This is a genomic window from Collinsella aerofaciens (assembly GCF_039758815.1).
In the GTDB taxonomy this organism is placed as follows: Bacteria; Actinomycetota; Coriobacteriia; order Coriobacteriales; family Coriobacteriaceae; genus Collinsella; species Collinsella aerofaciens_BP.
On the sequence record NZ_JBDMSK010000021.1, the window covers coordinates 19,601 to 32,524 of the forward strand.

Genomic DNA, 12,924 nt, shown 5'->3' on the forward strand with positions numbered 1-12,924 from the left:
GGCTGAGTAACGTTGCGGAGATTGACGTCATTTTGGGCTCCGGTACGGCGCGAAGTACGCCCATTTGTCCCAACGGGGTCTGCCCACCGACCAAAACCGCCCGCTGAAGGCGTTCTGGGGACCAATAAGGTATGTCCGGCGCGTATGCAGCCGTCCTGGCTTGCTGAATACTCCCAAAAATGCACGGTGCTCCCCAGGGGACCCGTGCGCGCAGCGAAAACCATGCACATGTCGCTATCCGCATCGCCATTTTGCTGCACTGACTTTTCTGAATGCCGGGACCGAATTAGTTAACCTGGCTCCCGTGTGGCTCCGGAGGGGCGGGGCATAAGGTTTATCGCGAGTTCCGCACGAGCCGAAGGCCACTTAATGTGGCCTTCGTGCGAGCAGGACTGCCCGAGCAGGAAACCTTATGCCCCGCCCCTCCGGAGCCACACGGGAGCCACCGCTAAGTTATCCCCCGGCATTCAGAAAATCTAAGTGCCAAAAAATAAGATTTTTTGACTCCGTGTTGTATAACCCGCCATTCGTGGGTACCATTCAACGCGTACGCAAACAAAAAGGGTTAATTCGCGCGGCATAACCGCGCGGCCCAAAAAGGAGGAAACAAGCATGTCGTCTTTGAAGCCGCTTGCAGATCGTGTTCTGGTCAAGCCCGACGAGGCCGAGCAGAAGACCGCTTCTGGTCTGTATATCGCCAGCAACGCCCAGGAGAAGCCGCAGCGCGGCACCATCGTTGCCGTTGGCGCCGGCAAGGTCAACGACAAGGGTGAGCGCATCCCCATGGACGTCAAGGTCGGTGACGTTGTCATCTATGGTAAGTTCGGTGGCAACGAGGTCAAGGTCGACGGCGAGAAGTATCTGCTGATGCGCGCCGACGACATCTACGCTGTCGTCGAGGCCTAGTCTCGTCAGAATCTCTGATTCGTCTTTGAACGCGCCCGCCGCATAGGACTCGGAAGCGGCGACGCGAGTCACATTTCTTTTGGAGGATTACCTACCATGGCAAAGAACATTACGTTCAACACCGATGCCCGCGCTAAGCTTGCCAAGGGCGTCAACACTCTGGCCGACGCCGTTACCGTCACCATGGGCCCCAAGGGCCGCTACGTTGCGCTGCAGCGCACGTTCGGTGCTCCGACCATCACCAACGACGGCGTTTCTGTCGCCAAGGAGATCGAGCTCGAGGACAACATCGAGAACATGGGCGCTCAGCTGGTGAAGGAGGTCGCGACTAAGACCAACGACACCGTGGGTGACGGCACCACCACCGCAACCCTGCTCGCTCAAGCCATCGTCAACGACGGTCTGCGCAACGTCGCCGCTGGCGCCAACCCGCTGGCCATCCGTCGCGGCATCGACAAGGCCGTCAACGCCGCCGTCGCCGAGATGAAGAAGCAGGCCAAGCCGGTCGAGACCAAGGAGCAGATTGCTTCCGTCGGTACCATCTCCGCCGGTGACCCCGAGGTCGGCGAGAAGATCGCCGAGGCCATGGAGGTCGTGGGCAAGGACGGCGTCATCACCGTCGAGGATTCCCAGACGTTCGACATCACCATCGACACCGTCGAGGGCATGCAGTTCGACAAGGGCTACGTCTCCGCTTACTTCGTCACGGACAACGACCGCATGGAGGCCGTGATGAAGGATCCGTACATCCTCATCACCGACCAGAAGATCTCTAGCGTCCAGGACATCATGCCTGTTCTCGAGGCTGTTCAGCGCGCTGGTCGTGGCCTGCTCATCATCGCTGAGGACATCGATGGCGAGGCTCTGCCTACCCTGGTCCTCAACAAGATCCGTGGCGCCCTCAACGTCTGCGCCGTCAAGGCCCCGGGCTACGGCGATCGCCGCAAGCGCATCCTCGAGGACATCGCCGTCCTCACCGGTGGCCAGGCTGCCCTGGACGAGTTGGGCGTGAAGGTCGCTGACATCACCGCCGATATGCTCGGTACCGCTAAGACCGTCACCATCTCCAAGGACAACACCGTCGTCGTCGGCGGCGCTGGCTCCAAGGAGGCCATCGACGCCCGCATCGCTCAGATCAAGGGCGAGATGGAGAACACCACCTCTGACTTCGACCGCGAGAAGCTCCAGGAGCGCCTGGCCAAGCTCTCCGGTGGCGTTGCCGTCATCAAGGTCGGCGCTGCTACCGAGTCCGAGCTCAAGGAGATCAAGCACCGCGTCGAGGACGCCTTGCAGGCTACCCGCGCTGCTGTCGAGGAGGGCATTGTCGCTGGCGGCGGCGTCGCCTTCATGGACGCTGCTCCTGCGCTCGACGCTGTCGAGATTGACGACCCCGAGGAGAAGATCGGCGTCGATATCGTCAAGAAGGCTCTGACCGCTCCGGTCGCTACCATCGCCAAGAACGCTGGCTTTGAGGGCGCTGTCGTGGTCGACAAGGTTGCCGAGCTGCCCGCCGGCCAGGGTCTCAACTCTGCCAACGGCGAGTGGGGCGACATGATTGAGATGGGCGTCCTCGACCCCGTCAAGGTCAGCCGCGTCACCCTGCAGAACGCTGCTTCTGTCGCCAGCCTGATCCTCATCACCGAGGCTACTGTCTCCGATGTGCCCAAGAACACTCAGCTTGAGGATGCTATCGCTGCTGCTACCGCTGGTCAGCAGGGCGGCGGTATGTACTAAGGCCGACAAGGTCTAGAACTCCCACCGGGAATCCGGGGGCGGGACGGGGGCTTCTCTCCGGAACGTCCTCGGACATGCAAAGAGGCTCCGCATTGCGCTTCGCGCTGCGGAGCCTCTTTGCGTCCTGCGGAATGTTCCGGAGAGAAGCCCCCGTCACGCCCCCGGATTCCCTGCGTTTACGGCCTTGAGGTCGGCGGGCGGAGGAGGACGTGGTTGTGGGGGATGCGTGTCCCGGTCGCTGTTTCGCGGCTCTGCCGCGAAAGGCGCGCTACTTTGGGGCGGATGGAGGACGTGGTTGTTGCGCCAACTTGTCCCTACCGCATTTCTGGAGCGTTTTCCCATCATAAATTACCCTCGGCATACTTGCGCGAGCGATTGCTCGTGCTACACTTGCAAGTGCTGTTTCAGGGCGGGGTGGAATTCCCCACTGGCGGTAAATCGGGCGGTGCCAAAGGTGTGCCGTGGCGCAGGCGAGGTGTCTGCGACCGAGCCGATGAGTCCGCGACCCGTGTGTGCGTTGGCTCGCATGCCGGCTGAACTGGTGAGATCCCAGTACCAACGGTTAGAGTCCGGATGAAAGAGGCAGGTGATCTTATGTCTGAACAGTCGCAGCATATCCATTTTGAGAACACGAATAGGTGGAGCACCAAACAGCTCGTTACCATGGCGTTGATGTGTGCCTTGGGCGCCCTGTTTATGTACGTGCAGCTGCCCATCCTTCCTTCGGCGCCGTTTTTGACGTATGATCCGTCGCTGGTGCCGGCGATGGTTTGTGGGTTTGCATATGGCCCCGGTGCCGGTACTGCCGTCGCCGCCATGGCGATTGTCATCCATGCGCTCACTACGGGTGACTGGGTCGGCGCGCTTATGAACCTGGTTGCCACGCTGGGCTACATTCTGCCCGCGGCTATCGTCTATCAGAAGATGCATACCTATAAGGGTGCCGTGATTGGCCTGGTGCTCGGCGTTATTGCCGCTACGGCATTGTCTATGGTCGCAAATCTTACCATTGGCGTATGGTTCTGGTATGGCTCGGTCGATGTGATCGCCCCGCTCATGATTCCTGCCGTGCTGCCGTTCAACCTTATCAAGACCGTGCTTAACTCGGTGTTGACGCTTGTGGTGTACAAGGCGGTCTCCAACCTCATCACGCCTAAAAAGGACCAGGTCAAAGGCCGCGCATGATTGAGTGTCGGGGCGTTTCCTTTAGCTATGACGGTGCCGCACCGGCACTCGACGGCGTCGATCTGAACATCGAGGATGGCGAGTTTTTCTGCATCCTCGGTGGCAATGGGTCGGGCAAGTCGACGTTTGCCAAGCATCTGAATGCACTGTTGCAGCCCGATGCGGGCACGGTACGCGTCAACGGCATGGATGCGTCCGACCCCGAGCTGGTCTACGACATTCGTTCGACCGCGGGCATGGTATTCCAGAATCCCGATGACCAGCTGGTGGCAACGCTTGTCGAAGATGACATTGCGTTTGGTCCCGAAAACCTTGGCGTGCCATCGGCACAAATAGCACAGCGTGTACGCGAGGCGCTGAAGGGCGTGGGCCTGGTGGGCTTTGAGCGCCACGAGACCCACGCGCTCTCGGGTGGCCAAAAGCAGCGCGTGGCGCTTGCCGGTGTGCTCGCCATGGAACCGCGCGTGCTCATCTTGGACGAGGCTTCTTCGATGCTCGATCCGCGTGGACGCAAGGGCCTCATGAAGGCTTGCCGCGCGTTGCACGATCGCGGCATGACCATCGTGATGATTACGCACTTTATGGAAGAGGCCGCCGAGGCCGATCGTGTCGCGGTATTTCGGGCGGGGCGTGTTGCCATGCTCGGTACGCCCGAGGAAATCTTGACACGGGCGGACGAACTTGCGCAGCTCAACTTGGATATGCCGGCGTCGTGCTGCTTGGGCACGGCGCTTCGTGCGAAGGGCGTGCCCGTTCATGCGCAGGTGCGCGAGGCGGATATGGTCGCCGAGATTGCGCAGGTATATGCCGACCGGAGTGGGGAAGACACCGCGGGGCGGCCTTCTGCATCCGATTCTCGTGTGCTCGACAACGTCTCCTCTGCAACCGACGGGACAGCCGTGTCGGAGCCCGTCATCGAGATTTCGCACCTCTCGCATAGTTACTCGCTGAGTGCCCGCGAGCGCCGCCGCTGGCATAAGCGCTCGGTCACTGCGGGCAAATCGAGCAAACAGGCTCTCTGGGGAAACGACCCCAGTAGTCCGTGGGCGCTGCGCGATGTATCGCTGACGGTGCGTCGCGGCGAGTTCCTGGGCTTGGCAGGTCATACCGGTTCGGGTAAGTCGACGCTGGTCCAGCATCTCAACGGTTTGATTCGCCCCCAGGAGGGATCCGTTCGCGCGCTGGGGCTCGACCTATCAAACAAGAAAGACGCCGCTGCGGTTAAGGCCAAGGTCGGCGTGGTATTTCAGTATCCTGAGCGTCAGCTGTTTGCCGAAACCGTGGCGCAGGACGTGGCGTTTGGTCCGCACAACCTTGGCTTGCCGCAAGATGAAGTCGACCGTCGTGTCGAGTCATCACTCTCGCGCGTGGGCCTCGATCTTTCCACGGTCGGCGACAAGAGTCCCTTTGAGCTTTCGGGCGGTCAGCAACGGCGTGTGGCATTCGCCGGCGTGCTCGCCATGGAGCCCGAGATCCTGGTGCTCGATGAACCCATGGCGGGGCTCGATCCGGCTGCGCGCAGGGATTTCCTTGAGCTTATCGGTCGACTTCACCGCGATGGCCTGACCGTTGTCATGGTTTCGCATAGTATGGATGACCTGGCCAATTGCTGCGACCGTATTGTCGTGATGAACGAGGGCGCGGTGTTTGCCGAGGGCACGCCCGCTCAGGTTTTTGCGCATGCGGATGAGCTCAAGTCGATCGGCTTGGGCGTTCCCGCCGCCCAGCGCATGGCGTTGGCGCTCGCGGAAGCGGGCGTGCCGCTGCGCTTTGACGGCCTCTATACGGTTGAGTCGCTGGCAGACGAGTTGGTGGACCTGCTAATCGGTCGCTCGGGCGGTCCTTCTAACGTCGCGGACATTGCTAAATCCAAGACGGTCGCGCGAGAGGAGGGCTGCTAATGGAGGCGTTTTCGTTTGGCAGCTACTATCCGAGCGATAGTGCGATCCATCGCCTGGATCCGCGCACCAAGCTGCTCCTGGGCTTTGTGTTTTTAATCACGACGCTGACCGTCGGCGGCTTCCGCGGACTGGCTCCTGTCGCATTTTTCGTCGTGCTGATCTATGCCGTGTCCCGGGTGCCGGCTCGTCGCGTTCTGTCGTCGATGGCGCCGCTGCTGGCAATCGTCGTCGTGGTCGCGGTGCTCAACTTGTTTACCGATCAGAGTGGGCGCATCCTGTGGCAGCTCGGCTTTCTGCAGATAAGCGAGGGCTCGCTGCATTCCGCCGCCTTTATGGCGTGCCGCCTGACCTTGATGATGGCCGGTATGAGCGCCATCACGCTCACCACACCGACGCTCGACCTCACCGCGGGCTTTGAGCGCCTGCTCGCGCCGTTTGCGCGTGTGGGGCTCCCTGCGCACGAGCTCGGCATGATCATGGGCATCGCGCTGCGCTTTATGCCGCAGTTTGCCACCGAGATGAAGCAGACGGCCGATGCGCAGGCAAGCCGCGGTGCACGCGTAACGGGTGGCCCGCTCGGCGGCGTGCGTATGCTCGGCAGTGTGGCGATTCCACTGTTCACGGGCGTGTTCCGTCATGCCGAGACGTTGTCTGCTGCCATGGATGCACGCTGCTATCACGGCGAGCAGGGCCGCACGCGCCTGCATGCGCTTGTATTTCGCCGTTGGGATGCGCTGGCTGCGGTGGTGACGGCGCTGCTGCTTGCGTGTGTCATCGTCGTCAACCTTCAACTTGTTTAGGCGCGATTCGAGCGCAAGAAAGGGGCCCCTATGACCGACAACGACCGCACGGCTCAGCTTGAGCGCGCCTGTTCGTATCTCAGGCGCATTCCGGCGTGGTATCTGGCCACGACCGATGTGACCGACGGGCATCAGCCTCGCGTGAGGCCGTTTTCGTTTGCCATGGTCGATGACGGTAAGCTGTGGTTTTGCACGTCGCGCGACAAGGATGTGTGGGCGGAGCTGAGTGCGAATCCCAAGTTTGAGCTCTCGGGCTGGAAGCCGGGGGAATGTTGGATCGTGTTGACCGGCGAGGCCGCACTTGAGGACGACGCAGTTGCGAGCGACAAGGTGCGTCAAGCGGGTTTTAAGCACATGGTGGGCATCGGCGAGGAACACGAGAGTGCCAACGACGGCCGCCTTGCTTTCTTTTCGGTCCGCAACATTGCCGCGCGCTTCTGTGATATCGACGGCAGCGAGGAGCGCCTGGAGCTCTAGCGCGTCTCAAATTAACTACCCGTTCCGAATTAGCTAGCGCCAGGAGGACACATGGACGGATTGAATACGGTGTTGGAGTATCTGACGTCGGTGCCGGCATGGTATTTGGCGACGAGCGTTGACGGACAGCCTCATGTGCGTCCGTTTTCGTTTGCGCAGATCCAGGATGGCAAGCTGTGGTTTGTAACAGCGCGCACCAAAGATGTGTGGCAAGAGCTGCTGCAAAACCAGCGCTTTGAGGCCACGAGTTGGTGGCCGGGCCATGGCTGGCTCATCTTGCGCGGGCGTGCCGGCTTGGATGACCGGGCTTTAGGCGAAATGCGCGAAGCCGGGTGGAAGCATCTAGAGCGCCTGGGCGAGCACTATGAGGGGCCTAACGACCCCACGCTCGTCTTCTTTAGCGTCGAGGATCCCGAGGCTTTTATCTGCAATCACGACGAATGGGTGCCGGTCGAGCTCTAGCCAGCTGGCTCATCCTAACAACTTGGTTTTCGCAAGGGCGGGCCCCGTATTGCCCGGCGCCGTTAGGAGCGCCGGTCAATACGGGGCCCGCTCCATTTGTCAATTCCTTCAAGCGAATGTGTCGGGAATGTTTCAATGCATGAATATGCAAGCCATTTACGTATTCATGCATCTTTTGGTGCTAAAGTTTCAACCCACTTCATAACGACCGCTGCGAAATGCGCATCGGTGCATAAATCGCAGACAAGGAGTCTGATATGTCTTTGAAGGTTGGAATCGTCGGCGCGGCTGGATATGCCGGAGCCGAGCTCATTCGCCTCGTGCTCGGCCATCCCGAGTTTGAACTTGTTGCCATTACGTCCAACGCCGATGCCGGCCAGCCGCTGTCCGCGGTGTATCCGAGCTTTGCTGGCGTGAGCGATCTGGTTTTCACCACGCATGACGCCCCCGAGCTCAAGAGCTGCGATGCGGTTTTTCTTGCCGTGCCGCACACGGCTGCCATGGCACAGGTGCCCGCGCTGCTTGCATCGGGCGTCTCCTGCTTTGATCTTTCGGCCGACTACCGTCTGAACGACGCGTCCGTCTTTGAGACATGGTATGCCGCCGAGCATACGAGCCCCGAGCTGCTCAAGACCCGTGCCTTCGGTCTGCCCGAGCTGTTCTGCCAGGACTTGGAGACCGCCGCATCCGACCATGCCGACGGTAAACCCGTGCTGGTCGCCTGCGCCGGTTGCTATCCCACCGCAACGAGCCTTGCCGCCGCGCCCGCCGTGCGCGCGGGCTGGGTGGCCGAGAACGGTCCCGTGATTGTCGATGCCATTAGCGGCGTGACGGGCGCCGGTAAGTCCTGCAACGCCCGCACCCATTTTTGCAGCGCCGACGAGAACTTGGAGGCCTACGGCGTGGGCAAGCATCGCCACACGCCCGAGATTGAGCAAATCCTTGGCCTGACCGATCGCGTCGTCTTTACCCCGCACCTGGCACCGCTCAAGCGCGGTCTGCTCTCCACGGTGACGCTGCCGCTCGCGCCGCAGGCTCTCGACACGTTGGCTCTTGAGGATGTCGTCGACCATTACAAGCAGTTCTACGCCGGTCGCACCTTTGTGCGCGTGCTCGATGCCGGCCAGCAGCCCAAGACGGCTTCGGTCGTCGGCACCAACGCTGCCCAGATTGGCCTCGCGCTCAACAAGCGCGCGGGCGTGCTGGTGGCGACGGGCGCCATCGACAATCTGTGCAAGGGCGCTGCGGGCCAAGCAGTCCAGTGCGCCAATATCGTCTTTGGCTTTGACGAGCGACGAGGCTTGCCTACAGTGGCGTGCCCGGTGTAGCACATTCGATTGTTAACGATTTGGTAGTCGGGCATCGAATGGGGCGCCACTCTTAAGCTGATCTCATGATCACGACTGGCATGGCGCACCAACCGATGTCCGTTTTTTTTGTTTGACATAAGGAGTCATAAAGACGATGGATACCGAGCTGTTTGATATCAAGATTCGCGCCGTCGAGGGTGGCGTTACGGCTGCGGCTGGTTTTAAAGCTGCAGGCATCCACGCTGGGTTCCGCAAGAACCCCGAGCGTCTGGATTACGCGCTCGTCGTGCCCGATAAACCCTGTCCCGGTGCCGGCGTGTTTACCACCAATCGCTTTTGCGCGGCGCCCGTGCAGGTGAGCCGTGCCAACCTGGGCGGTGCCGACAAGGGCTACGGTATCATCGCCGGTGTTTCGGTCAACTCTGGCAATGCCAACGCCGCCACGGGTGAGACCGGCCTTGCCTGCGCGCACGAGACGTGCAGCATCGCATCGCAGGTCATCGGCTGCGAGCCCCAGCAGATTCTGGTTGCCTCCACGGGTGTGATTGGCCAGATTCTGCCGATCGACACGTTTGAGACCGCCATTCCTGCTGCCTACGAGGCGCTCTCCGCCCACGGTGGCGCCGATGCCGCTCGCGCCATCATGACGACCGACACGCACTCCAAGGAGTACGCTGTATCCTACGTCAGTGAGGCTGCGGGTCATGCGGGCAATGTCTATACGGTAGGCGGAATGTGCAAGGGCTCGGGCATGATCATGCCCAATATGGCCACCATGATCGCAGTTATCACCACCGATGCCCCCGTCGAGCCTGCGGCACTTCATGCCCTGCTGCTCTCGACCGTCAAGCAGACCTTCAACAAGGTAACGGTCGATTCCGACACCTCGACCAACGACACCTGCATCATGCTTGCCTCCGGCGCCGCTGCCGCAGATGCCGAGCCTATCGTCGAGGGCTCCGATGCCTTTGACGAGTTGGCATTTGCCGTGCACGAGGTGTGCGAGAGCCTGGCGCGCAATATCGCCGCCGATGGTGAGGGCGCATCCAAGCTTGTTACGGTCAACGTTACCGGCGCCGCCAACGACGAGGAGGCCGATATCGCCGCCCGTGCCGTTGCCAACTCGCCGCTCGTTAAGACCTGCATCGCCGGCCACGACTGCAACTGGGGCCGCGTTGCTATGGCGCTTGGCAAGTGCGGCGTGAAGTTTAATCAGGAAGACGTTTCCATCGACATGATGGGCATGCCTGTCTGTCGCGACGGTCTGACTGTTCCCTTTGACGAGGACGAGGCTCTACGACGTTTCGAGGCGCCCGAGATCGTGATCTCGGCCGACCTGGGCGCAGGCGACGCGGCAACGACCGTGTGGACCTGCGACCTCACGCATGAGTACATCTCCATTAACGGCGACTACCGTTCCTAGATTCCAGGCACGCTGCGCATCTTGCCGCGATTGCGGACAGCGGAGCACGGCGCGATAACGATACGAAAGACGAGGCAGATTATGAAATTCGCACGCGATTGTCGTTCGAACGAATCCAACGAAGCAACCGCGCAGCTGCTGTTCGAAGCGCTGCCGTGGATTAAGAACCTGACCGGTAAGACGGTTGTTATCAAATATGGCGGAGCCGCCATGGTTGATGAGCAGCTGCGCCGCGACGTGATGAGCGACATCGTGCTGCTCAAGATCATCGGCATGCGCCCTGTTATCGTGCACGGTGGCGGCAAGGCCATCAACGAGGCGCTGAGCCACTACGACATCCCCGTCGAGTTTAAGAACGGCCAGCGCGTGACCACGCCGGCGACTATGGATATCGTGCGCGAGGTGCTGGGCGGCAAGGTTAACCAGGAGCTGGTTGCCGCCATCAACCACCACGGCAACCTGGCCGTGGGCGTGTCGGGCAGCGATGCTGGCACGCTCATCGCCGAGCCGCTCGATCCCGAGCTCGGTCGCGTGGGCAAAGTGACGCACGTCAACACCGACTATATCGAGCGCTTACTCGATAGCGAGTACATCCCCGTTATCGCTACCGTCGCGGCGGGGGAGGACGGCGGTTTCTTCAACATCAACGCCGATACCGCCGCCGGTGCCGTTGCGGCAGCGCTCCACGCGCACAAGGCGATCTTTTTGACCGACGTCGACGGCCTGTACAAGGACTTTAGCGATAAAGACTCACTCATCTCCAACCTAACACTCGACGAGGTTAACGAAATGCTCTACGGCGGCGAGGTCGATAAGGGCATGATTCCCAAGCTGCGCGCGGCCGTCGATGCGCTTGCCGGCGGCGTATTTCGCGCTCACATCATCAACGGCACCACGCCGCATTCGCTGCTGCTGGAGCTGCTGACCGATGCCGGCGTCGGCACCGTGATCCATTCCACCGAGACGGCTTACGAGTTCGATACGCATCCGCATCCGCTTTCGACGTTTGCTGCGCGTCTGACCGAGAACCTCGACGAGGTCGAGAAGCTTCAGACGGTCTAACTGACCCGCAGCCGCCCCATTTCTGCACCCATAGGCCTGCGCCGTCCGGCGCTCAACGAAAGGCATCCCATGTCACTTGCAGCTCAGCAATCGCTTGAATCCCATTACGTTATGCATACCTTTGGCCGCTCTCCGGTCGAGTTTGTCGAGGGTCACGGCATGAAGCTCACCGGCGACGATGGTCGTGAGTACCTCGACTTTCTTGCCGGCATCGGCGTGTGCAGCCTAGGTCATGGCGACCCGGCTGTGCTCTCGGCGCTCGAGGCACAGACCAAAAAGCTCATGCATGTCTCCAATTACTTCTACATCGAGCAGCGTGGACAGGTCGCGGCGCTGCTGTCCAAGCTTGCCAATGACGACTTAGATGGTGCACGCGTGCTTGCCGATGCCATTGCCGCCGGCGATGAGACCACGGCAGCTGCTCTTGGTGCCCCGGCTGCGGACGAGCAGGTGTGGGAGACCTTTTTTGCCAACTCCGGCGCCGAGGCCAACGAGGGCTCGATGAAGCTTGCGCGCCTGTACGCCAAGCGTGCCGGTAACGGCGGCAACACTATCGTGTGCATGCGCGGCGGCTTCCACGGCCGTACGCTCGAGACCATTGCCGCCACCATGCAGGATTGGCTGCAGGATAGTTTCCGCCCACTGCCGGGTGGCTTTGTGGCCTGTACGCCCAACGATATCAATGAACTGCGTGCGATCTTTAAGCAGCTGGGGAGCGAAATATGTGCCGTGATGCTCGAGCCGATCCAGGGTGAGAGTGGCGTGCACCCCATGACCGAGGAGTTTATGGCGGCAGCGCGCGACCTGGCACACGAAGTGGGCGCCGTGCTTATAGCCGACGAGGTCCAGTGCGGCATCTTCCGCTCCGGCAAGCCGTTTGCATTCCAAACCTATGGCGTGGAACCCGACATCATGAGCCTTGCCAAGGGCATTGCCGATGGCGTGCCCATGGGTGCCGTCGTAGCAAAGAAGGAGATTGCCGACGTGTTTAAGCCGGGCGACCACGGCTCGACCTTTGGCGGTAGCTGCTTGGCTGTCGCGGCGTGCGCCGCGACGCTCTCCGCGCTCGTGCGCGGCGATTATGCCGACCATGCTGCCAAGGTAGGCGCCTATATGGAGGCAAAGCTCGCCAAGCTGCCGAACGTGACCGAGGTGCGTGGCCGCGGCTTGATGCTCGGCTGTGATTTGGATGATGCCGCGGGCGACGCGCATGATATTGTTGCCCGCGCGCTGGCCGCCGGTGCCGTGATTAACGCTACAGGTGCTCATACGCTGCGTTTCCTGCCGCCGCTCGTCTGCGAGGAATCCGACGTGGACAGTCTGATCGAGATCCTGTCGGACGTTTTGGCCTAACACAGCGAAATAACTTAACTTTGACCGGGTTCCGGACTGCGGACGTGCCCTATGTGGCATGATTCAGCGGTCTGGAGCCCGTTTTGCCTTAGATTTGCTAAGGCGGGGAGACCTGCTGGTCAAAAAACATCAAATATGAGTACTGTTACCAGCTGAATCTCATATGAAACCGACTATCTAGGATTAGTTAGACCACACATGTTCAGTTATGTTAATGGGGAAACAGCTAGCAAAGGGTAGCGCGCAGAGATGTGGTGTAAGAGGCGGGGCATGCCTCGCCTCTTCCCTTTCTTGAAAGGGAGGGGACACCG

The 12,924-nt window shown here is 60.8% G+C and carries 11 protein-coding genes and 1 riboswitch; all 11 genes read left to right on the forward strand.

The annotated features are described in order from the left end of the window. Positions 1-612: 612 nt before the first annotated feature. Positions 613-906 carry a co-chaperone GroES gene (groES, locus tag ABHT90_RS08340; RefSeq protein ID WP_022094351.1) on the forward strand — a complete coding sequence of 98 codons (294 nt, stop codon included), beginning with the start codon at positions 613-615 and terminating at the stop codon, positions 904-906. A 96-nt stretch (positions 907-1,002) separates the two neighbouring features. Next, on the forward strand, positions 1,003-2,640 hold the full coding sequence (gene groL, locus ABHT90_RS08345; RefSeq protein WP_346982201.1) for a chaperonin GroEL: 1,638 nt from the start codon (positions 1,003-1,005) through the stop codon (positions 2,638-2,640). Between the two features lie 396 nt (positions 2,641-3,036). Beyond that, positions 3,037-3,229, forward strand: a riboswitch (FMN riboswitch). A gap of 5 nt (positions 3,230-3,234) precedes the next feature. Next, positions 3,235-3,825 carry an ECF transporter S component gene (locus ABHT90_RS08350; RefSeq protein WP_240128684.1) on the forward strand — a complete coding sequence of 197 codons (591 nt, stop codon included), beginning with the start codon at positions 3,235-3,237 and terminating at the stop codon, positions 3,823-3,825. Further along, on the forward strand, positions 3,822-5,726 hold the full coding sequence (locus ABHT90_RS08355; RefSeq protein ID WP_346982202.1) for an energy-coupling factor transporter ATPase: 1,905 nt from the start codon (positions 3,822-3,824) through the stop codon (positions 5,724-5,726). Before ABHT90_RS08350 ends, ABHT90_RS08355 begins: the two co-directional genes overlap by 4 nt. After that, complete coding sequence (locus ABHT90_RS08360; protein WP_346982203.1) at positions 5,726-6,526, forward strand: energy-coupling factor transporter transmembrane component T family protein; 801 nt, start codon at positions 5,726-5,728, stop codon at positions 6,524-6,526. Before ABHT90_RS08355 ends, ABHT90_RS08360 begins: the two co-directional genes overlap by 1 nt. 30 nt (positions 6,527-6,556) lie before the next feature. Continuing rightward, entirely contained in the window at positions 6,557-7,003 is a 447-nt protein-coding gene (locus ABHT90_RS08365) for a pyridoxamine 5'-phosphate oxidase family protein (RefSeq protein ID WP_117563813.1), read from the forward strand. Between the two features lie 51 nt (positions 7,004-7,054). After that, complete coding sequence (locus tag ABHT90_RS08370) at positions 7,055-7,465, forward strand: pyridoxamine 5'-phosphate oxidase family protein (protein ID WP_117637582.1); 411 nt, start codon at positions 7,055-7,057, stop codon at positions 7,463-7,465. Positions 7,466-7,722: 257 nt separating this feature from the next. Beyond that, the gene (gene argC, locus ABHT90_RS08375) at positions 7,723-8,793 is read left to right on the forward strand and encodes an N-acetyl-gamma-glutamyl-phosphate reductase (RefSeq protein ID WP_346982204.1); all 1,071 of its coding nucleotides are present in this window, start codon (positions 7,723-7,725) and stop codon (positions 8,791-8,793) included. Positions 8,794-8,929: 136 nt separating this feature from the next. Continuing rightward, a complete protein-coding gene (gene argJ, locus ABHT90_RS08380; protein WP_346982205.1) occupies positions 8,930-10,198 on the forward strand; it encodes a bifunctional glutamate N-acetyltransferase/amino-acid acetyltransferase ArgJ in 1,269 nt (422 codons plus the stop codon). 81 nt (positions 10,199-10,279) lie between these two features. After that, positions 10,280-11,260 (forward strand): acetylglutamate kinase, encoded by a 981-nt coding sequence (argB, locus tag ABHT90_RS08385; protein WP_117648252.1) that lies wholly within the window; start codon positions 10,280-10,282, stop codon positions 11,258-11,260. 69 nt (positions 11,261-11,329) lie between these two features. Further along, on the forward strand, positions 11,330-12,613 hold the full coding sequence (locus ABHT90_RS08390) for an aminotransferase class III-fold pyridoxal phosphate-dependent enzyme (RefSeq protein WP_117635956.1): 1,284 nt from the start codon (positions 11,330-11,332) through the stop codon (positions 12,611-12,613). The last annotated feature ends 311 nt before the right edge of the window (positions 12,614-12,924 follow it).